We start from the raw sequence: 23228 nt of genomic DNA, 5'->3' as shown, positions 1-23228 counted from the left end.
TAGACGAATGGATCTTTAGAGCGATGAAATCCGGAGATATGATGTAAACTGTTCAATATTTTTGATGTATTTTTTACCAATAGGAAGAGCTGCTTCGGGTAAGATTAGTCTATTTTGGGAGATTTTCTCAATACGGTTTTTGTTGACGATAAAGGAATTATGTACGCGGAGAAAGTCTGTAGTAGGTAATATTTTTTCCATCCCGCGTAGGTTACTACGCGTAAGAAGTGGCGATTCTCGGTCTACCAGATAAATCTTTACATAGTCTTTCAAACCTTCAATGTAACTGATCTCATGGAGTGATATTCTTGTCTTTTTGTATTCTACATTGACCATAATGTGATCTTGTACAGCAGGTTGTTTCGAACGGAGCAGCATGCTTTCTTCCGCTTTTTGGACTGCGGCGGCAAGTCGGGTCTTTGAAATCGGTTTAAGGAGATAATCTAGGGCATTTAGTTCGAAACCTTCGACTGCATATTGGTGGTAGGCAGTGGTAAAGATAACCAGCGGGCGAGGAGTGAGTTCCCGAATAAATTGCGTGCCCAATTGATCGGGCATTTCGATATCAAGAAAAATCAAGTCAATACGGTGATCTTTTAAATATTCTTTAGCTTCGGCCGTGGCATTAAATTTACTGGCGACCTCAATATGTCCAAAATTTAATAAGTCGTCTTCAAGAATATTGAGCGCGAAGGGTTCATCATCAATCAATATACATTTAATCTTCATCAGTCATCAGTTTGAGTGTTACTTCAAAATCTCCGTCGTCGGTCTTTATAATCTTAAGATCATGACGATTGGGATATAGTAATTGCAATCTTCTATGTACATTCATCAGTCCTATACCTTCATTTGGACGTGTTTCTGTATGTTTTAAGATTCTATTGCGGGATGTGAAGACAATTCCACCTTCAATTTCCTTAAATTGAAATTGTATCTGGGGTGCAGTTTTACTGTCCACACCGTACTTGAAAGCATTTTCTACAAAATGTATGAACAGAAGAGGGGGGATGAGCCTGTTTTTGACGGTATCTTCAATAACTAGGCTTACATTTCCTTCAATCGGAAGACGAAGAGTTTGTAAATCAATGAAGTTGCGCATATGATCGATTTCTTTAAACAGCTCGACTTTGGGGCCATCTACTTCATAAAGAATATACCGAAGCATTTCAGATAGCTTAACAATAGTCCCTTCGGAATCGGGAGACTGTTTGCGGATAAGCCAACGGATATTATTGAGTGTATTGAACAGGAAATGCGGGCTGATCTGAAGTTTTAACATGGTTAGTTCTGCCGTCGTTTTTTCCAGTGCAATCTGTTTATTGAGTTCTTTTTGTCTAGCCTGTTCGTCATACAGAAAGATCATGGAAGAAGTAATCATACAGAGGGAATAAATAATACCCGGACCGATCACCAGGCGGACAAAAAGAATATTCTCCTTCATCAGATGAGCGAGTTCTCCATCTGGGTTAAAATAGACTATGGTATAATTCAGGGCTACATAAGTAGCGAATCCCAGTGCTATCAATAGCACAAAGATCTTTCTACGGCCGAAAAAATAGGTCGGAGCGACAATGTAACAATGTAAATAAAAATGGGTAGCCAGGAATACGATATTTACTAAATGCGATAATGCTGAATAGGGCTTGAAATCTGCAATCTTATCTGGTTGGTAAAGATAGATAATAAAGGGTAAGAGCAGTAATATTGTCCATATGACAATATGTAAATAGAATTTTCTGAAAAATCTGCCGATCATGTGATGCCTAATTAATCCCTTTAGTTTTGGATAACCCCAAACTTAGATAAAATGCTTTTTATATGCAATATAAATGCTTTTCAAAGCAAAAAAAATTATTCAGCAAAGCCTATTGTACAAATTCATCTGATCTTGCTGCTAATCGATAGGATATTTAAGGCATTCGGTTGGACCATATGAAAGCGGAAAATAAGCTGAACCGTTGCAAATAGTTTTGTATTTTGCAGGTATAAATTTTAGCATGCGGCAATCAGTCCAAACCGATAGCAGAACATGAACTTGATATTTAATCTGTATAGCGGAAAACAGCAGTTGCCGCTTTGGATCTTGGTATCACATAATTGGTCTTAGATGAGGGAAGAAATGGGGGGGCGTTTTAGCAATAATTTGAAAATATCTTATGGAAAATCATAAAGTTGTTTGGGGCATCATCGGATGTGGTGATGTCACGGAAAAAAAAAGCGGGCCTGCGCTAAATCTTGTTGCTAATAGTCAGCTTATGGCTGTCATGCGAAGGGATGCGGCCAAAGCTGCTGACTATGCCGAGAGACACCACGTTCCTTTGTGGTATTCACAGGCCGAAGATTTACTTGATAATATCGATATCAATGCGATTTATATTGCGACACCGCCGTCGTCTCATCTTGCGTACGCACTGTCTGCTTTACGTAAAGGAAAACATGTTTATGTAGAAAAACCTGTCACGTTAAATGCGCAGGAAGCTGAATCTTTACTGGAGGAAGTAAAAGCCAGGGGCGGAAAGTTGGTTGTAGCACATTATCGAAGAGCATTGCCTCTTTTTTTGAAAGTTAAGGAACTTATTGACCAACGTGCAATCGGCGAGTTGAGAACGGTGCAACTACGTTTGTGGCAAAGCAGAACACCAGATTTGGTGACGAAGGATGCCGGCGATTGGCGTACTGATCCTGCCGTTTCCGGAGGAGGTTATTTTTTTGATTTAGCCCCTCATCAGCTAGACTTGATGCTCCATCTTTTTGGGATGCCTGTATCCTATGATGGTTTTAGTTTAATTCAGGATGATAAAAGTGCCGTTGCAGATCAAACGACAGGGACCATTTTGTTTGAAAACCGGCTTGTGTTTCAAGGAAGTTGGTGTTTCAATGTTGCCAAAGAAAATCAGATAGACAGGTGTGAAATTATTGGAAGCCTTGGTCGTATTACTTTTCCCATTTTTGGAAATACTGTTTCTGTTCATACTACGTTAGAAGAGAAGGAATTTACATTTGACCATCCTGAAAATATTCAATTGCCGATGATTTCGCGTACAGTAGAATATTTCACGGGTACCGGGCCAAATCCATCTCCGATTGAAGAAGCATTGGTTTTGATGAAGATTATTGATAATTTTTCGGCAATAAGATCATAATACATGGCGCTGTTGATACACCGGTGTCTGCTCGCTGCAGTATTTGTGTCAGTTACTATTAAGTTCGTCTTATGCACTGATATTCACCGAAGACTCTTCTGAGACATTCAAACGACTTTATCTCAGGTTGTTTGTTTGAATTAATATTCTTCATACTAAAGACTAAATGTTATATTAGTACTATAACTGGGGAGATGCCAAGCTAATCATCTTCTTCGTGTTGAACACAATATCAATATAAACCAAATTAAACAATGGAGAGAAAAGAATTTATCCGAAGCACGGGCCTATTGGCGGCATCAGCATTTTTTGCACAGTCTAAAGTATTCGGTTTTCAAGCCGATACAGTCCGTGTGGGGCTGATCGGTACCAACGGTATGGGCTGGTCAAATTTGAATGCGATCTTGCATATACCTGGGGTGGAGTGTACAGCATTATGTGATGTCGATGAAAATGTGTTGCGGAATCGAGTTGAGGAATTAAAGAAGCGCCAGATAAATGTGAAAGCTTACGTTGATTATAAAGATCTTCTGAAAGCAAAAGACGTTGATGTTGTTATTATCGCTACGCCAGATCATTGGCATTGCCTGCAAATGGTTGATGCTGTTGCAGCCGGAAAAGATGTATACGTCGAAAAACCAATCGGTAACTCCATTCACGAATGTGAAATTATGGTTGCAGCTGCTAAAAAGCATAAACGTGTTGTTCAGGTCGGGCAATGGCAACGAAGTCAGCAGCATTTCAAAGATGCTATGGATTTTGTCCACAGCGGAAAACTTGGAAAGATACGTCTTGTTAAGGCTTGGGCTTATCAGGGCTGGATGAAGAGTGTTCCAGTGCAGCCAGATGCTTCTGTTCCAGCCGGAGTGCATTATGATAAGTGGCTAGGACCAGCGCCAAAACGAGCATTTAATCCCAATCGCTTTCATTTCAATTTTAGATGGTATTGGGACTACGCAGGTGGTCTGATGACCGATTGGGGAGTACATATGCTGGATTACGCTTTGATTGGCATGAAAGTGTCGGATCCGGTGTCTGTAATGGCTGCGGGGGGTAAATTTGCTTATCCAGAAGACGCTGCTGAAACACCAGATAGCTTAACTACGGTCTATGAGTTTGAGGGATTCAATGTTCAATGGGAGCAGGCAACAGGTATTGATTTGGGGCCTTACCAAAAGAATCACGGAGTAGCATTTATTGGTAATAACGGTACCCTGATGGTAAATCGCGAGGGCTGGGAAGTTATTCCAGAAAAAGGGCGAATGGATGCTGTCTCTTTTCAACGTTCACAGGATAATGGATTGGACAAGCATATGGTAAATTTTGTCGAAGCCGTTAGAAATAAGTCAGCAGAAAGTTTAAATGCTCCGATAGAAGCCGGTGCGCATATAGCCATTTTCTCGCAGATGGGAAACATAGCGTATAGGTCTAAAAAGAAATTATTTTGGGATAAACAAAAGCGCAGTTTTAACGATAAAGATGCAGACCAATACTTGGCAAAAGTGTATCATAATGGCTATAATTTGCCCAAGGTATAAGACCTGCAAACAACCTTGGTCTATGTGATCTTAGCAGAATGAATTGCTAGCCATTCTTCCTTACGATAGCAGATAAAGACTGAGGATATGTACAAAAGTAAGGCAGACGATTGATCAGTCTGCACCATGGATAGCTGCAATGGTTTGAATATCGATTTTCAACACGTAATCCATTGCAGCTATTCTTGCAGAAGAGTATGAATTTTTTCAATAGACGCTTCGTTCTCCAAAAATTCAATATAAGGTAGCAAAGGTTCGAGATCGTTCTTGTCCATTGTTTCTACGTCGTCAAATAAAGCATTTACAAAATCAGCACAGAAGGATTTTCCAAAACTATAGGTGCTAATTCGGGTAAGATCCTCATAATTGATTTCTGTAGCATTCAAATTAAATACAAGTTCAGGAATTTCGTAGTCACCTTCCGACGGATAGCCAATATACTTAAACATGCTTTCCTTCCATACACGAAATAAAATCTGATGGGAGACATGTTTTCCGAAGTATTCGAATACCTTGGAAAGTAGATCGCATGCGGTTTCGCGCTCAAATATGCCCGTAATGCTTTTGTCAATCAATTCGGCATAGGGAATAAAAATTGTGCTCTCAAAATCAACATCAAAATTAGCGGTGAGCATTTTGGGGATAAGTTCTTTGGGCTGGATTCTTAAAAGTTGTCTTGCTGTTAAGGAGGTTAAATTGTGCTTTTGTTCTCGACCGTGGCTGTCGGGGAGGTGTACTGTATGTTCTTTGTTGAGGAGTGAGATGACGAATTTCCAATCTTCGGGCCTTTTGAGAATCCTGCAGTTATGAGCGAGATAGCCACTCCTCTTGGGATCGGCCTTCTTATCACCGACAATAACTTCTCCAGGCTGAATAATATGTTCTGGAGGAATTTTAAACCTACGTATATGTACAAAGAGTTCTTCTCCGGCAGGTAATGCAATCGTACCAAATCCTTTGTTATTGTCGAACCATTTGACTGCGCCGATAAACATGGCTGGGGTTGAGTTTTGTTTCAATAGCATAAAGATAAGTAATAAATGCGTTTATTACGTATTGAAAATGAAAAATTGTTCTATATACCATGTTGTTCGATCCATCGTACACTTATCCAAACATTTGGTTAAAAGGTAAAAGTATTTACTAGCATTTTGCGTTATTTATAACATATTGTTTTTCAGTTTGTTGTGTTTCTTAAAGACCATTTAGTTTATTTTTCATCATTGCTCTTACCGAACGGAGAGTAAAGTATGTTAGTTAATAAGTTGATTGGACTGTTATTCGTTGGATTTCAATCAAATGAACTCCACCGGAGTGTTATTTGATTTTAAAAAAATATAACGTAGGCGTATGGCCTTAGTGGATTACTTATGCCGTTGTGGTTTATTGGTGTTTAAAAAAATTAATATATGGATAAAATTAGAAAGTTAAAGGTAAAAGTTGAAGACTTGGTGCTGGTTTTTGGAAAGCAGAAGAAAGAAGCTTTGAAGTTACTAAATGAAGGATGCTCCAAAAAGGAAATCTTGGCAAAGACAGGTTGTACAATTGGCATCAATAAAGCTACTTTCGAAATTTTTGAAGGCGAATTTTTTGTTATCATGGGACTTTCAGGAAGTGGAAAATCTACGTTGCTTCGTTGCCTTAATCGTTTAAATGAGCCAACTTCAGGCAAGGTATTTATCAATGGGGAGGATATCACGAGAAAAAATAATAAGGATCTTCTCGAAGTGAGAAGGACGGAGATGAGCATGGTCTTCCAGAAATTTGGTCTGTTGCCACATCACACCGTATTGAGCAATGCTGCTTTTGGTTTAGAATTAAGAGGGGAAGAGCGTGAAACACGGGAATCTAAAGCGCAGCAAGCACTTGATACCGTTGGACTGAACGGGTTTGAACAGCAGCTTCCCTCACAGTTATCTGGGGGAATGCAACAACGTGTTGGATTGGCTCGTGCACTTGCTAATGATCCCGAAGTATTGCTTATGGATGAGGCGTTTTCAGCGCTTGATCCGCTGATTAAAACGGAAATGCAAGATCAGTTGCTTGAGTTACAAGATAATTTACAAAAAACGATCATTTTTATTACCCATGATTTGGACGAGGCGATCAAATTAGGCGATCGTATTGCCATTATGAGAGATGGTGTAATCGAACAGATCGGTACAGCGGAAGATATCTTGACAAATCCAGCAAGTGATTATGTTAAAGCCTTTGTCGAAAAAGTCGATCGCAAATCCATTATTTCCGCTGGCTCTTTAATGTTTGAAAAACCGACTGTAGTACGTTTCAAAAAAGATGGCCCTGAGGGAGCTTTACGTAAAATGCGTAGCACAGGAATAGAAATTCTTCCTGTAGTAGATGCACATGAAACCTTTCTTGGTTTTGTGCATATAAGTGAAGTCATCCAATCGGCCAAGCGCAAGGAGCTTACCGTCGAATCGATTATTCATACAAATGTTCCAACAGTATCTAAAGAAGTAACTGTGGAAGAAATGTTGCCGCTCATATCTGAGATTAGGTCGCCTATTGCTGTTGTGAATAATGATAATCGTTTATTGGGTATAGTCACCCAAACGTCTTTGATCATTGAAGCAACAAAGTATAATGAAGAGGAAATAATAGAATTAAAAGAGAAAGCAAATAAGTAGTAGAAATGAATAAAGTAATTGATATAGGACAATATATAGCCGTAGCGGTCAATTGGCTAACAGCGCATTTAGAGCCATTTTTTAATCTGATAAAGAATACTGGCAATGCCTCAATTCTTGGATTAGAGTGGATATTAATCACAATTCCCTTTTTTATCATCATCGGTCTTTTTACGGCATTAGCCTGGTGGAAATCAGGAAAGGGGGTTGCATTGACCACAGTTCTAGGTTTAACATTGATTTATGTGATGGGGTTTTGGACGGCTACTATGGAGACCTTGGCATTAGTGTTAGTCGCTACGGCAACGGCATTAGTTATCTCGGTTCCGTTGGGCGTGTGGGCAGCAAAAAATAAATTAGCGGCAAGCATTATTCGCCCCTTACTGGATCTGATGCAGACAATGCCAGCCTTTGTCTACTTGATTCCGGCAGTGTTATTTTTTAGTATTGGTAAAGTACCAGGGGCCTTTGCGACTATTATATTTGCTATGCCTCCAGCTGTGCGTTTGACAACCTTGGGGATTGATGCTGTTCCGAAAGATATCGTGGAAGCTGCGCGTTCATTTGGAGCAACTAATAGTCAGATCTTATTTAAAGTAGAATTGCCTTTGGCTGCAAAAACGATATTAGCAGGAATTAATCAGACTATACTATTGTCTCTATCTATGGTTGTTATTGCCGGAATGATTGCTGCAGGGGGATTGGGTGAAAAAGTACTTGAGGGTATTAACAACTTGGATATTGGTCTTGGTTTTGAAAGCGGATTGTCTGTTGTGATTCTTGCTATTATTTTGGATCGTATTACTCAGGGTTTTGTAAAAAAGAAAGCATAGTATGATGAAAATAAAAAGTATGGTATTTTGTCTGTTCGTGTGTATGTTTACCGCATGCACGACAGGCAGAAATAAAAATATTATCCATATTGGGATGGTGGACGGCTGGGCCGAAGGGGTAGCAATGACACATATTGCAAAGGTAATTATGGAGGAAAAAGGGTATCGTGTCGTTATCCAACGGGCTACCCCTGATATGATATTAGCCTCCATGAATAATGGTGATACCGATCTATATATGGATGTCTGGCTGCCATTGACTCATGGCAGCAAAGTGGCTAAGTTCCCAAATCTTAAAGCGCTTGGAACAAGTTATAACCATGCCCGAAATGGCCTCGTTGTACCAGATTATGTAACTATAGATAGGATTGAAGAGTTAAAAAAACATGAGAAAGAATTTGATAAACGCATCATTGGTATAGAAAAGGGCGCTGGCATCACGCGTGCAATAGACCAAGTAGTCACAGATTATGGACTCGATTATAAACATGTGAATTCTTCTACAGTCGCCATGATTACTGAATTACAAAACGCGATCAAAGCAAAGCGATGGATTGTGGTGGCTGGATGGCAACCGCATTGGATGTTTGCTAAAATGAAATTGAAGTTTTTGGAAGATCCCAAAAAGACATTGGGCGAAGCCGAGCAAATTAAGATTTTTGCCCGGAAAAACTTTAACGTTGAACAGCCCGAGTTGGCCGTCTTTTTCTCTAAAGTTAGTTTTGACGAATCAACAATGGCAGACTTGTTATCGAAGATGGAAGATAGCAAGGATAAGGATCGTACCGCAAAGCAATGGATTGAGCAGCATAACAATCTTGTAGCGGGATGGTTAGAGTAAGTGTCCAAATGCATAAATTTAAATTTGGTTCTCAGAAAAATAAGGGATGTGGTGTTAATGTTAGGTTAAGCAATCTTTAAGGTTGTATTGTTAACATGCTACTGATCTTTTAGTAATATAGCTTTCATTTTTTTGGTGAAAATTTAAAATAATGAAACCTATATTACTACCTCAATTTAGGAAAACTGCTCAGGCATCCTTGGCTATCGCATTGCTAAATACAGCGCTTGTCGATAGTGCACGGGCAAACCCGGCGAGTGAAACTATTCAACTCGAAATTAACGACCAATCTACTATCAAGGGTATTGTTAAGGATCAGGACGGCAAACCCATTGATGGCGGCACGATTATCAATGAAAGCAGCAAGCAAAGCACGCGTACTGAGTTTAATGGCAAATTCAATCTGAAAGGTCGCGTTGGCGACCAAATCCGTGTTTCTTCATTAGGGTACAAAACAGCGTCTATCACTGCGACAGATGGGGATCTTGTGATAGTTTTGGAAAAAGATGATTCTAAGCTGGATGAGGTTGTTGTAACGGCAATTGGTATTAAGCAACAAAAGAAGCAAATTGGTTACGCTACCCAAGAAGTCAAATTAGACGTACTTAAAGAGTCCAAAACAATGAATATTGGTACAGCCCTAACAGGGCAAGTATCGGGTCTAATTGTTAATAATCCAACGGGAATTTTTCAGGCACCATCTTTTCAATTGCGTGGTAAAACCCCGCTGATTGTTGTAGATGGTATTCCTGTAGAATCAGATTTTTATGACATGTCCAGTCAAAATATTGAGAATATCAATGTACTGAAGGGAACGGCTGCTTCATCTTTATATGGACTACGTGGTAAAAACGGCGCTATCTTAATTACAACCAAAAGTGCAAAAAGTGATCGATTGGAGTTTTCGGTTGGAACCAGTAATATGTTCTCTGCAGGATTTACCGTTTTTCCTGAGTCACAGAAAGAGTTTGGTAGTGGATCTAATGGCAAATATGAATTTTGGGATGGTGCCGATGGGGGGATTTCAGATGGGGATATGACCTGGGGACCCAAATTGAACTCAGGAATAAAGGTTGCACAGTGGAACAGTCCGATTCGCGATAAGCAAACAGGTGAAGTGATTCCTTGGTGGGGTGATGTGAGTGGAACCAAGTATAACGATAAGTCACGTTACGAAAGAGTGCCGATTGATTGGATTGCACATAACAATTTAGAGGATTTCCTTGGCACCGGATTGATCACAGAAAACAATGCGACATTATCGTATCGATCTGAAAAGGTAAGCATATTTGGAACAGGAAAATATGCCTATCAAAAAGGTCAGGTACCCAATACAAAGCTTTCCACAGGTGGATTAAATTTAAATACCTCTTACCGTTTTACACCCGAAGTTCAATTAGATCTTAACTTATCCTATAATAAAGTAAAATCTCCAAATTATCCGAGGTATGGATATGGGCCTAAAAATCATATGTATACCATTTTGTTGTGGATGGGAAATGATGTAAATGGACAGGAATTAAAGGATCACCTCTACATTCCAGGACAGGAGGGTTACCGCCAGGCAAACTACAACTATGCTTGGTACAACAACCCTTACTTTGCGGCCAATGAGCTAAATCAGGTATACGATCAGGATATTTTGGCGGGGCAGACTGCTTTAACTTGGCGTATTTCACCCGAAATTACCATCAAAGGTCGTGCAGCAGCAAGACAAAAAAATCTATTCCAAGATATGCAAAGCCCCAAATCCTATATGAATTATGGGGATTCGCGTAATGGGGATTATAAAAACTGGGATAGTAAACAACTAAATTTTGATGCGGATGTTTTGGCAACCTATATTAAACAATTATCTGATAATTTTGGTGTAACTGTTAATGCCGGATCGTCTACTTTCAAAAGGGATTATCGCGAACTTTATCAAACTACGGATGGTTTGGTTGTACCATTTGTCTATAATTTGGGCAATACCCAAGGCCCAGTTAAGGCAACAAATACAACGACTGAGAAAATAATTCGAAGCGCTTATGCTTCGGTAAATTTAAATGTATTTAAGTCTACCTATCTGAATTTTTCTGGAAGAAACGACTGGTCATCAACTTTATCTAAAGCTAATCAGTCATTCTTTTACCCATCGGTTTCACTGAGCAGTGTTGTTTCAGATTATTTCAAACTGCCAGCGCAAATTGACTTTATCAAATTGTACAGTTCCTGGGCATCGGTATCTTCAGATCTGGATCCCTATAGCATTACCGCGACTTATAAGAAAGATGTTACTTATGGTTCAACACCTTCTGTGACTTATCCAGCAGGTATTATTAATCCCAATATCCTTCCTCAGCAGTCCATTTCTTTAGAAGTTGGTGCTGCTATGGCTTTTTTTAGAAATAGGCTTTCGGCTGATGTGACGTACTATAATGTTGTTGATAAAAATCAGATTATCGATTTGAGTATTTCTCAAGCTTCCGCTTTTACTTCACGTAAAGTAAATGGAAATAAATACCGCACAAAAGGATTGGAGGTCTCCTTAACAGGAAATATAATTAAAAATGACCAATTTTCGTGGACATCTACCATTAACTGGTCTCGGGCAATTCAGCGTTTGGAAGAGATCTACAATAATCAGGGGAAATACGGCAATCTTAAAAAAGGCGATCGTGCAGACAGCTATTATAGCACTGTTTGGGAAAAGTCGGCTGATGGTAAGGTGATCTTAAATCCAAATACGGGTATGCCGACTAAAAACCCATTTCCACAGTATCTAGGTTACTTTCAGCCGGACTGGCAATTTGGTTTTGCAAATCAGTTTAAGTTTAAGGGATTCCAGGTAAATCTTGATTTCGATGGATCTATTGGTGGTGTAATGAATTCGACTACCATAGAAAAAATGTGGTGGGGTGGAAAGCATCCTTCTTCGGTATTATATCGTCAAGAACAATATGATGCTGGAAAACCAGTTTTTGTGCCAGATGGGGTGATCGTAACAGGAGGTGAGCTTACCCGCGACGTGAACGGTAATATTACTTCAGATACCCGAACGTATACTAGTAATACAAAAGCTGTTGATTGGCAGGCTTGGAGTCAAAATTATCCTTACCAGGCCAGAGTTACAGAGTCTGAAAGTAAACTGTTTGCCAATGTATTTGATCGATCATTTGTAAAACTACGTAGACTGTCGGTAGGTTATGATGTCAATAAGGTGTTTAAATTAAAACAGCTTACGGCCTTAAATGCATCACTATTTGGCTATAATTTAGCCATGTGGAAGAAAGTGCCTTATATCGATCCTGATTTTGGCGTTGGAAATGATGGTAATCTTCAGGATCCTTCCACACGATATATCGGTTTTTCTCTAGATTTTAAGTTTTAACAAAATAGTACGATGAAATTATTTAATAAACATATATTTCTTGGATTATTTTCTCTTTCAATCATGACTTCTTGTCAGAAATTGACTGAAGTAAATGTTAATCCAAATGAAGCGACAACAACCCACCCGCAAGCTTTATTGACGAAGGTAGAATGGGATGCTTTTCGGACCTGGCACGGTACCTCACCACTATATGCCTTGAAAATGATTGTGCAAACGGATGGTGAAAATGCGAATCAAATTTATAATTGGCAACGAGGAAGCTTTGAGCAATATGGTAATCTTCGCAATATTACCAAGATGACTGAAGAAGCTGAACGTATTGGCGCTGAAAGTTATTTGGCATTAGCAAAATTTTTCCGTGCGTATTATTTTTATAATCTTACTTTAACGTTTGGCGATGTACCTTATTCAGAAGCAGCAAAGGGTGAAAATTCTGCAATTTTTGCACCGAAATACGATACACAGAAAGACGTTTTGGTGGGGGTATTGAAGGAACTTGAGGAAGCAAGTATTATTCTGAAGAAGAACAATAACACCATAAATGGGGATATTATTTATGGTGGAAATAGTGGTAATTGGAACAAGTTAGTCAATTCATTTCGCCTAAAAGTATTATTTACGCTTTCGAAGAAATCGACTGATCTCCCATTTAATGCAGCAACAGAATTTTCAAAAATATTTACCAATGAGTCTAGAATCACTGATGTTAGTGGTGCTGAAGATGGGCAACTCGTCTTTTTGAATCAAGAGGGTAATCGTTATCCGGAGTTTAACTCTAGCGGTTATGGATCGGGAATGTATATGGATTCAACATTTATCCAACGATTGCAGGACCTGAAAGATCCGCGGTTATTTGTCGTCGCTACACAAACAAGACTGGGTAAAGAAGCGGGTAAAGCGATTAATGACTTTACGGCTTATGAAGGCGGTGATCCGATTGTTCCTTATGCACAGGTGAATGCAAAAGCTGTATTAGGTAAATTATCGAAAGTCCACGAGCGATTTTATCAAGATCCTACAGCTGAGCCATTGGTCTTATTGGGCTGTTCGGAGATGCAGTTTATTTTGGCTGAAGCCATTTTGAAAGGTTGGATAACGGGCGATCTCAATGCAACGTATACCAAAGGAGTACAGGCATCGTTCAAATTTTATGAAAAGTATGCGAAAAATTTAGGAACTTATACAAATGAAGCACAAGCGGCCAAATATCTTGCACAAAATTCGGTAAGTCTTGACGGAGCTAGCTCCAATGAGCAAAAGCTAGAACGTATCTTGATGCAGAAATACCTACGCTCATTTCATCAGGGGGGATACTCGGCTTATTTTGATCATTTGCGCACAGGATATCCGAGTTTCCGTAAATCTGCGAATGTGAAAACAGCCTATCGCTGGATGTATCCTCAAGATGAGTACAATAATAATACTGCGAATGTATCTGAAGCGATCAAATCACAATTTGGCGGAAATGACAATATTAATTTACAGGCTTGGTGGTTAAAATAATGGATTCAAGGAGGGTATTTTTAAAAAAAGCAGCCATGCTGGCTGGGAGTACAGTCGCTATAAACTGGCTGCCTGAATCAATACAAAAAGCCTTGGCGATTGAAGCTCCAAAAGGATCAACTTTTTTGGATGCCGAGCATGTTGTATTTTTGATGCAGGAAAATAGATCGTTTGACCATTGTTTTGGGACGTTGAAGGGCGTACGCGGCTTTAACGATCCCCGCGCAATGAAATTATCGAATGGTTTACCTGTATGGATACAAGGAAATAAGGAAGGTGCATATTTTGCACCTTTCCATTTAGATATCGTCAATAGTAAATCGACTTGGATGGGGTCGCTTCCGCATGGCTGGCGTGATATGGTTGCGGCTCGTCATGACGGGAAAATGGATAATTGGTTGGAAGCAAAGAGCTCTGGTAATTCAGAATATAAGGCCATGCCTTTAACAATGGGCTATTATAACCGTGCAGATATTCCTTTTTATTATGCTTTTGCAGATGCATTTACGGTTTGTGACCAGCATTTTTGTTCGTCACTGACGGGAACGAGCGCTAATCGATCGTATTTTTGGACTGGTACAGTGCGCGAAGAACCCCGTAATCCCGAATCTGTTGCGCATGTAGACAATGGTCAGATCAACTACAAGGATGTCAAATGGAAAACCTATCCTGAACGACTGCAAAAAGCAGGGGTCTCGTGGAAAGTTTATCAAAATGAACTAAGTTTACCAGTAGGCTTTAAAGGAGAAGAGGAAGATTGGTTGGCTAATTTTACAGATAACAACCTGGAGTTTCATCAACAATATGGTGTAAGATATCATTTGGCACATTATCAGTGGATGAAAGAACGGGTAAAAGAGCTGCATAAATTTTTGGAAACAAATCCAAAAGAAGAATTGCTGCACAAAGCCAAAGCGGAATTGGAAGATTTGAAAAAAGATGTCATTCATTATACCCCTGAGAATTTTGAGAAGCTATCCCAATTCGAAAAAGATATCCATCACAATGCATTTGTCACTAATCTAGCTGATCCCAATTTTCACAAACTTGATAAATTAAGTTATAAAGAAGGTGGAAAGCGGCAGGAAGTTGAGGTGCCGGCCGGAGATGTCCTGTATCAGTTTAGAAAAGATGTTAAAGACCGCAAACTGCCTACTGTATCTTGGTTAGTGGCTCCCTGTCGGTTCTCGGATCATCCGGGCTCGCCTTGGTACGGGGCATGGTACGTATCCGAAGTCCTCGATATATTGACCAAAGAACCTGAGGTTTGGAAAAAGACGATTTTCATCTTAACTTATGACGAAAATGATGGATATTTTGACCATATAGCTCCCTTTGTTCCACCATTGAGCTCGGATAGCGATCAGGGCGCTGTGTCGGAAATCGATACTTCGGATGAATATGTTACGCTAGAACAAGAGCGAAAAAGGAAAAATAGTAAGAATGTAAGTTTTGAAAGTCCTATTGGTTTGGGCTATCGTGTACCCATGGTGATAGCCTCTCCGTGGTCGAAGGGGGGCTGGGGCAATTCCGAAGTTTTTGATCACACTTCTTGCCTGCAGTTTTTAGAATTTTTTTTAGAAAAGAAAACGGGTAAGGTGGTACAGGAAGAAAACATCAGCCAGTGGCGAAGAATGGTCTGTGGCGACTTAACAACTTCTTTTCGACCTATAGATGAAATTTCCAAAACAAGGCTTAATCCAGTGGATCGAGATGGGTATGTTGAACGTATATTCTCCGCCAGAAATAAAAAGCTTCCAACAGATTTTGTGAAAATAGACAGCCAAAAACTGGAGGAAATCAAATTGACAGGTCAGTATCAAGCTGCGATGCAGATGCAAGAGGAGGGTTGGAAGGATGCCTGTGCTTTACCATATGAATTGCAGTTAAAAGTACGGCAAACATCAACTATATTTTCCATCGCTTCAACTTTGGAAAGAAGACTCAATACGGCTAAAGCGGGAGCGGGTTTGCCTTATCAGGTTATTTCCTATGTGGCTTACGATGGACATCCAGTGGGTAAAGTTTGGAATTTTACGGTACGGGAAGGGGAGCAATTAGCGTATGAATGGGAACTCGATAAAATTGTGGGCGAGTACATATCATTTGCTTTGCATGGCCCCAACGGTTTTTACCGTGCGATTGAAGCCGCAAAGTCATATATTCCTGCAATTGATGTGTATACGAAAGTTGTCGCTGGAAAACCTATTCTTTGTGTACAATTAGTGTCGCCAAATTTGGATTTAATTCTGAAGGACTGTTCCTATGATCTTTTCCAAACTAAAGCCATGCGCAAGGATGATCCTGCTTTGGTTGAAATCGATTGCAGCAAGAGTGAAGGTTGGTATGATATTGAAATTACATGTTCAAATGATCAAGCGATAAGATTCCGCTATGCTGGACATATCGAGACTGGCAAGTCGAGTAAGACAGACCCGCTTATGGGCAAAGTAAAGTTGTAGCTATCAGTGCTAATCAGAGAAACTTATGCTTGGCAGAAAAGTTCGAGGGGATGATGTTTAACCTCATGTTTTAACTTGAAGCATTAAACGAAAGCGCTGTTTCACGATCGATGAACACAGCGCTTTTGCTTTTGCAAAATAGAGCAAGTTTCTTTTTGTGTGCATTCGGGCAAAAAATGGGATTTGTGTCTCTTAAGTCAAAACGTTATTTTTATGGTTTGGATGGGAGTTCATTAAACAGAGCTAAACGTAATGACGAATATGGAGAAGCAAAAAATTATTTTGGTTGAGGACGAGCAGGACGTCGCTGATTTGATTGTACAAGGCTTAGGCGAGGATGGTTATCGGGTCATTCATTTGGGTCGGTCGGACGGATTGGAGCAGCTTTTGGCGAAGCAAGATGTTTCACTTGTGCTGTTGGACATCCTCTTGCCAGGAACTAATGGACTGGATATCTGTAAACAAATCAGGCAATGGGGGTATACGGATCTTCCAGTAATGATGCTCACAGCCTTGGGAACACCCGAAAATGTGGTTTTAGGGCTTGATAATGGAGCTGATGATTATCTTTCAAAGCCATTTAAACTTATTGAGCTTAAAGCACGCATTCGATCATTGATTCGCCGGCAAAAGTCTATTGTCCAGGCCACACAGCGTGAGCTTCAACCATCAAAAGACACCTATAGTTATGGTTTTTTAAGTATCGATGATTATAAAAAAACAGCCTATTGCGACGGCCAGGAACTTAATTTAACAAGTACCGAATATCGTTTGCTCTTATTGTTTATTCAAAGTCCGAAAAAGGTATTTGAGCGAACCGAGCTTTTAGACAAAATATGGGGAATTAATTTTGATATTGGATCAAATGTTGTCGATGTTTATGTGAATTATCTGAGAAAAAAGATTGAAAAAGTAACGAGAAAGAAGGCGATCCATACGGTTATTGGTATGGGATATGTACTAAAAATTGAAGATTGAATATTCCGAAATGCACAACTATAACCGAAAGCTTATCTATCTCATTGCAATTCTAGTCATATACGTGAGTTGTTTTGTTGGCTTTATCTTTTATTCCGTTACGAATTTTGCTTTTACTGATTTTTATAAGCGACTGGATCTTCGGCGAAATATTGCCGCTGAAAAGTTCCTGAATAGTAAATCTGCTTCCCAATCGGATCAATGGAGCCTTGATTTTATTGAGAATCTCAATAATCAGCATGAATTTTTAGTGGAATTTGATGGCAAGGATTCTATTTTAAGAAGCCAGGGATTCCACAATGAACTTTGGGATAAAATTAGTAAAGAGGGAACGTCAAATTTCAAGTCGGGCAAGCAATTTTATTCAACCAAATATTTCTCGCAAAACGGGCGTCACTATATCGTTGGGGCATCTGCGGAAAATTATTTTTATACCCATCATCTGGCTTATCTCCGGAACTTGCTTATTATAAGCCTGATTTTGGGTATTCTGTTTATTTTCGTCGTTTCGGTTTTCATGAAACGCTCATTCTTAAAGCCAATATTGACCATGATGAAGGAGGTGCAGGCGATTGGTTCCGAAAATCTCTATAAGCGATTGGATGAAGAAAAGTATAAAGGTGAACTTCATGGTCTTGCACAGACATTCAACCGGATGTTGACGCGGTTAGAGACCTCTTTTGAAACTCAAAAAAACTTTATTAGCAATGCATCCCATGAACTGAACACGCCATTAACTTCCATTATCGGGCAGGCAGATCTTGCCTTATCTAAAGAACGTAGCAATGAGGAGTACCAACGCACATTATCCAAAATCATTGAATCTGCAGAGCATCTGGAGAAAAAAACTAAAGCACTCTTATTGCTGGCGCGTACAGGTTTTGTGAACAACGCGACAGCGTTCAATCCGGTTCGTATTGATCAGATCGTAATGGATGCCGAGCTGACAGTGAAGGCTATCAATGATAAATTTAAGATTATAACAGATTTTAGCCTATTGCCGGATGATAGCATGCGACTTAAGGTGAATGGAAATGAAATTTTGCTGCAGCTTGCACTGTCTAATATTATCAGTAATGCCTGTAAATATTCATCCGATAGAACCGCTTACATCGCATTGGGTGCATTGGACAACAAAGTTTTTATTCTTATAAAAGACAAGGGTATAGGAATACCATCCCGAGAATTAGATCATATTTACGACCCCTATTTTAGAGCTTCGAATACGAGTGGTATCGATGGCTATGGAATTGGCTTACCTTTGGCAAGAAATATCATTAAGCTGCATGGCGGTTCGTTGAAAGTCAACTCTATTGTAGGGGAAGGGACAACTGTTGAAGTGGAATTACCGACTTATCTGCGATTTTAATCCAGTTTTAATTTCAGTGCATTTTCTAATCCAATTTTAATACTGTTGTTAACTTTCTAATGAAAAGCTAATTTTAGATTCATACCATTGCCATAACTGCGTTTTAACTTTGCTTAAAAAAATAGCATGGCTAAAACAACGCGCATATTAATTCCCAGCGATTTTACGGTTGATTCGCTTGAGTTTGTCCGGCAGAGTATAGAAGAATCGGTGGCCGAGCAAATTGATATCATCCTGGTATACGGTAATAAAAGCAGTAGTTCAGCAAGTGAATTGCTCGGTATTGGATTGGATGATCAGCTCGATATGCTCCAATCTGAATCTTTCTTAAATGCTTGTCGTGTGCTGTATCAGCTTTATCAAGACCGCCATCTCAATATCTTTGCCGATATTTTATGTACAGACAATAAAAATTATCTCCGACATTACCTCCGTGGGCAAGCTGTTGACGAAATTAGAATTCCATGCAATTATAACTATAAAAAGAAGACACGTCATTTTTTTAATGTTGCTGAAGCGCTTGGAAATCTCGGGGGCCAAATTCGTTCGACCATACTTTTTAGCGATAAGGGAGATCCCTCTCATCATAAAATGGCACTGACGAATGGATAATCAGCAGAAATTGTCCAACTGTCTTTGGATTAAATCATAATTTTCAAATTATCTATTTTTTATTTTTATGGCGAAATTACATGGCGGACCATCCCCTTTGCAGCGTTTGGTTAGCCTCCTACATCCCGAACGTAAAACAATCAATTTTATATTTATTTATGCTATCGTCATTGGTATGTTTAGTCTGACAATTCCAATAGGGATTACAGCGATATTTAATTTTTTAAGCAACGGAGCCATGTATAGCTCTACTTATATTTTAATTGCTTTTGTGCTGTTTGGCGTGGTCATGGCCGGCACGTTACTGATCGGACAACTCACGCTGGTTGAATATTTAGAACAGAAGATCTTTCTAAAATCAGCAATGGAATTTTCGTATCGCCTTCCGCGAATTGATCCCAAGGAATTGTTAGGGGAAAATCTTGTGGAATTGGTGAATCGATTTTTTGATGTGATCATTATTCAAAAAGGGATTATTAAACTTTTGATCGATATCATTGCTGCAGTTGTAACCATCTTCTTTAGCGTGGTGTTATTGTCCTTTTACCATCCTGTGTTTTTGGCTTTTGGGCTGGTCGTGATCTGTGTTGTTATCATTATATTGGCGCTATACTATAAAAGGGGATTACGGACGAGCATAGAAGAGTCCGAATACAAATATAAGACGGTGGCCTATCTAGAATCTGTTGCGGAGAATATAGCGCTTTATCGCGGGGACAAAGAAAAAATGCAGGCAGTGACAGACAATACAGATCATATTGTCGGTAAATATTTAGGAGCTCGCAATGATCATTTTAAGGTCTTAAAAAGGTTTTTCATAGGCTCTGTCATGCTTCGTACCCTACTGTTTGGGGCGATGCTTTTACTGGGATCTTATTATGTTGTTGAGCGACAAATGACTTTTGGGCAATTTGTGGCTGCCGAAGTCATTATCGTTCAAATCGGTTATGCGATCGAGAAACTGATGACCAATCTAAATACAATTTTTGATATGCTGACAGGAGTAGTCAAGTTAGCGGCGATAACAGATCTTGCGTTGGAGGAGGACGCTGCTAATTATGTGGATTAACAAGGATGAGACGAGTCAAAAGACAGTCTCGTGGAGAGATCTCTCTCAGGATGCAGTATCTAAACTATTAAAAGAACGGGGATCACTTGTTTTGGGACGCCTTTTGGTATGCTCTGCGGTTATCTTTGCGCTTGCATTATTCCTGCCTTGGAGGCAGACAATTGCTGGAATAGGTACGGTAACTGCGCTGCGGCCAGAAGATAGACCACAGACGATACAAAATCAAATTGGCGGTCGTATCGAGTATTGGGCGGTTACAGAGGGACAGGAAGTAAAGAAAGGTGACACAATTTTAGTGCTTTCGGAAACTGCCCAATCTTATTTTGATCCAATGCTACCCTTGCGCTTGAAAGAACAATTGCATGCTAAACAAAGCGGCGAGGATGCCGCAGATCAAAAGATGAAAGCTACAGAAGCGCAGATTCTGGCTTTACGCAACGGTTTGGAATTTCAGCTCGAGTCTGCTAAAAATAAGGTGATACAGTCTCAAAATCTAGTGAAAATTGATAGTGCTGAACTCGTTGCGGTTATGAGCTTTTTCGAGACCAGTGAAAAGCGGCTTAAGCGCTACGAAGAGGGGTATCGAGATGGGCTGTTTTCTTTGACAGATATTGAAACAAGACGTCTGAATCTACAAAATGACCGAGCTAAAGTTGTTAGTGCCGAAAATAAGCTTTCAAATTCAAGGCAATCTTTAACCAATGCCCGAATAGAATTAAATAACATTCGTGCAAAATATAACGAGTCTTTGGCGAAAGCACAATCTGATTTAAGTTCGGCTTTTTCCTCCAAAGCTTCTGTGCAAGGTGATATCGCTAAGCTTAGAAATGAGATTTCCAATATCGATGTGAGAAGAGGACTGTATATTGTTAGAGCTCCACAGGACGGATTTATTGTCAAGACTTTCAAAGCTGGAATAGGTGAAAATATGAAGGAGGGAGAGTCTGTGGCGACATTGCAGCCAAAAACCCCCTTGCTTGCCGTTGAACTTTATGTAAATGCGATGGATGTGCCATTGATAGCACCGGAAAGCGATGTACGGCTACAATTTGATGGGTGGCCATCGATTCAGTTTTCCGGATGGCCTTCGGTGGCAGTTGGTACTTTTGCAGGAAAAGTGTCGGTTATCGATAAAGTGAGCAGTACGAATGGTCAATTTAGGATCTTGGTGCGCGCAACAGCGCCGGTGCCTGAAGGGGATGAACCTTGGCCGGTCCAGTTAAATCAAGGGTCAGGAGCATTCGGAAGAGTTATTTTAAATAAAGTCCCTTTATGGTACGAGATATGGCGACAGTTAAATGGATTTCCGCCGAGTTTGGAGCGTGAACCTAAGGATAGTGGAAAAAAGTGATTATACTATGTGCAAATTGAATCTCATTTTTATTGTATTGTATGTTTTTCTATGCCATTTGCTTCCCGCGCAGGAAAAGGTGAATACGGCAAGAAAAACGTTCACTTTGGATGATATGGAAGCACTTTTGATGGCTAACCATCCGATTGTTAAACAAGTCAATCTATTGAGTGAGACTGCTAAAGCGCATGTGATGCAAGCATTAGGTAAGTTTGATCCAACTATCAATGCAAGTTTTAAAAATAAATACTTCGGCAGTAAGGAATACTATAACGAGTGGAATAGTGAGCTGAAAATTCCACTTTGGTTGGCTGGAGCCGACCTTAAAATTGCTTACGACAGAAATGTCGGTGACTATACCAACCCTCAATCTAGGACGAACAACGCTGGCCTGTCTGCCGTGGGCTTAAGTATACCACTGGGACAAGGATTGATTATTGATAGCAGAAGAAATACGTTACAGCAGGCAAAAGCAATGATACGCTATTTAGAAGGCGAAAAGATAAAGCAAATCAACAGCATTTGGTTTCAGGCAGTTTCAGACTACTGGAATTGGTATTTTGCCTATCAGCAGTATCAATTTTTACTGGAAGGTGTAAAATTAGCAGATCAACGCTTTAAGGCTATCAGCGAACAAACTGCCTTGGGTGATAAACCTGTGATTGACTCGATTGAGGCCTCTGTTGTGGTCAAAGAAAGGTGGATAGAGCTTTCCAAGTATGAAGCCGAGTTAAAAAATGCCCGAATTTTGTTGTCCAATCACCTTTGGAATGATCAGCAATTTCCAGTGGAACTTCCAGACTATGCAGTTCCTCATAAGGCAGCTGGCGAAATTCTCTTACCGGACAATAAAGTGATCCATGCACTTCTTGATTCAGCTAAAATTGCCCATCCTGAATTGATCAAATTGGCGAGTAAAAATCAACAGCTCGAATTTGAGGAACGCTACCGTAAGGAAATGCTGAAACCAAAACTTACGGTTTCAGGCACATTGATATCGAACCGCCGCAGTTTCAATGATTTTATACCACCACAGTATGATTTCAACTGGCAGAATTATAAACTGGGGTTTGAATTTGCATTTCCCCTATTTATTCGAAGTGAAAGGGGGAAATTAAAAGAAGTGAGAATTAAGTTAGATCAATTACACTACGAACAGGTGGTTACCGAGCGCAACATTTACAATGATGTTATTAGAAAATACAACGAATTAACAGCTTATAGTACGCAATTCGAACTTCATGCTTTAAATGTAAGTAACCAGGAACGTTTACTTAAGGGAGAGTTAAACAAGTTTGAACTAGGTGAATCAACCTTGTTTGTGGTTAATAGCAGAGAAAGCAAACTGATCGAAATGCGCATAAAGCAAGAGAAGCTTTTTACGGATTTTCGGAAGGCACTAGCAGAGTTATACTACAAGGCCGGAACCAAATTTTAATCTGATTTTAATCTAGGTATTCTTTTTAATCTCATTTTAATATCCGTTCGAACATTCTAATAGA

17 protein-coding genes are annotated in these 23228 nt (G+C 39.7%); 14 read left to right on the top strand and 3 right to left on the bottom strand.

The genetic code is table 11. From position 1 onward, the window contains the following. Positions 1 to 15: 15 nt before the first annotated feature. Positions 16 to 729, bottom strand: coding sequence for a LytR/AlgR family response regulator transcription factor (locus B2W36_RS01685; RefSeq protein ID WP_293886233.1), 714 nt, complete (start codon positions 727 to 729; stop codon positions 16 to 18). After that, complete coding sequence (locus B2W36_RS01680) at positions 719 to 1759, bottom strand: sensor histidine kinase (RefSeq protein WP_293886232.1); 1041 nt, start codon at positions 1757 to 1759, stop codon at positions 719 to 721. The genes B2W36_RS01685 and B2W36_RS01680 overlap by 11 nt, the downstream gene beginning before the upstream one ends. Before the next feature lie 400 nt (positions 1760 to 2159). On the opposite strand from B2W36_RS01680, the gene B2W36_RS01675 reads away from it, so the two are divergent. Together B2W36_RS01675 and B2W36_RS01670 are read left to right on the top strand one after the other, a co-directional pair. Beyond that, entirely contained in the window at positions 2160 to 3146 is a 987-nt protein-coding gene (locus B2W36_RS01675) for a Gfo/Idh/MocA family protein (RefSeq protein WP_293885009.1), read from the top strand. 254 nt (positions 3147 to 3400) lie between these two features. Next, positions 3401 to 4684, top strand: coding sequence for a Gfo/Idh/MocA family protein (locus tag B2W36_RS01670; protein WP_293886231.1), 1284 nt, complete (start codon positions 3401 to 3403; stop codon positions 4682 to 4684). A 179-nt stretch (positions 4685 to 4863) separates the two neighbouring features. Here B2W36_RS01670 and B2W36_RS01665 read toward each other — a convergent pair whose 3' ends face one another. Then, entirely contained in the window at positions 4864 to 5709 is an 846-nt protein-coding gene (locus B2W36_RS01665) for a cold-shock protein (RefSeq protein ID WP_293885011.1), read from the bottom strand. Between the two features lie 384 nt (positions 5710 to 6093). Here B2W36_RS01665 and B2W36_RS01660 point away from each other — a divergent pair, with 384 nt between their 5' ends. From B2W36_RS01660 to B2W36_RS01605, 12 genes are all read left to right on the top strand, one after another. Beyond that, positions 6094 to 7332, top strand: a complete 1239-nt coding sequence (locus tag B2W36_RS01660; RefSeq protein ID WP_293886230.1) for a quaternary amine ABC transporter ATP-binding protein — start codon at positions 6094 to 6096, stop codon at positions 7330 to 7332. A gap of 5 nt (positions 7333 to 7337) precedes the next feature. Continuing rightward, the gene (locus B2W36_RS01655; protein ID WP_293885013.1) at positions 7338 to 8165 is read left to right on the top strand and encodes an ABC transporter permease; all 828 of its coding nucleotides are present in this window, start codon (positions 7338 to 7340) and stop codon (positions 8163 to 8165) included. Between the two features lies 1 nt (position 8166). Then, positions 8167 to 9006, top strand: coding sequence for a glycine betaine ABC transporter substrate-binding protein (locus tag B2W36_RS01650; protein WP_293886229.1), 840 nt, complete (start codon positions 8167 to 8169; stop codon positions 9004 to 9006). Between the two features lie 151 nt (positions 9007 to 9157). After that, positions 9158 to 12379 carry a SusC/RagA family TonB-linked outer membrane protein gene (locus B2W36_RS01645; RefSeq protein ID WP_293885015.1) on the top strand — a complete coding sequence of 1074 codons (3222 nt, stop codon included), beginning with the start codon at positions 9158 to 9160 and terminating at the stop codon, positions 12377 to 12379. 12 nt (positions 12380 to 12391) lie between these two features. Continuing rightward, complete coding sequence (locus tag B2W36_RS01640; protein WP_293885016.1) at positions 12392 to 13885, top strand: SusD/RagB family nutrient-binding outer membrane lipoprotein; 1494 nt, start codon at positions 12392 to 12394, stop codon at positions 13883 to 13885. Beyond that, positions 13885 to 16347 carry a phosphocholine-specific phospholipase C gene (locus B2W36_RS01635; RefSeq protein WP_293886228.1) on the top strand — a complete coding sequence of 821 codons (2463 nt, stop codon included), beginning with the start codon at positions 13885 to 13887 and terminating at the stop codon, positions 16345 to 16347. The genes B2W36_RS01640 and B2W36_RS01635 overlap by 1 nt, the downstream gene beginning before the upstream one ends. A 261-nt stretch (positions 16348 to 16608) precedes the next feature. Beyond that, positions 16609 to 17325 (top strand): response regulator transcription factor, encoded by a 717-nt coding sequence (locus B2W36_RS01630; protein WP_293885018.1) that lies wholly within the window; start codon positions 16609 to 16611, stop codon positions 17323 to 17325. Positions 17326 to 17335: 10 nt separating this feature from the next. Continuing rightward, positions 17336 to 18694 carry a HAMP domain-containing sensor histidine kinase gene (locus B2W36_RS01625; protein WP_293886227.1) on the top strand — a complete coding sequence of 453 codons (1359 nt, stop codon included), beginning with the start codon at positions 17336 to 17338 and terminating at the stop codon, positions 18692 to 18694. 126 nt (positions 18695 to 18820) lie between these two features. After that, positions 18821 to 19306, top strand: a complete 486-nt coding sequence (locus B2W36_RS01620) for a hypothetical protein (RefSeq protein ID WP_293885020.1) — start codon at positions 18821 to 18823, stop codon at positions 19304 to 19306. A gap of 67 nt (positions 19307 to 19373) precedes the next feature. Beyond that, complete coding sequence (locus B2W36_RS01615; protein ID WP_293885021.1) at positions 19374 to 20375, top strand: ABC transporter transmembrane domain-containing protein; 1002 nt, start codon at positions 19374 to 19376, stop codon at positions 20373 to 20375. After that, positions 20365 to 21726 (top strand): HlyD family secretion protein, encoded by a 1362-nt coding sequence (locus B2W36_RS01610; RefSeq protein ID WP_293885022.1) that lies wholly within the window; start codon positions 20365 to 20367, stop codon positions 21724 to 21726. The genes B2W36_RS01615 and B2W36_RS01610 overlap by 11 nt, the downstream gene beginning before the upstream one ends. A 7-nt stretch (positions 21727 to 21733) precedes the next feature. Further along, the gene (locus tag B2W36_RS01605; RefSeq protein WP_293885023.1) at positions 21734 to 23164 is read left to right on the top strand and encodes a TolC family protein; all 1431 of its coding nucleotides are present in this window, start codon (positions 21734 to 21736) and stop codon (positions 23162 to 23164) included. The last annotated feature ends 64 nt before the right edge of the window (positions 23165 to 23228 follow it).

The organism is Sphingobacterium sp. UBA3549, from assembly GCF_002376635.1.
GTDB lineage: Bacteria > Bacteroidota > Bacteroidia > Sphingobacteriales > Sphingobacteriaceae > Sphingobacterium.
The sequence above is the reverse complement of the archived record's forward strand: the minus strand, read 5'-3'. Positions and strand labels throughout refer to the sequence as shown.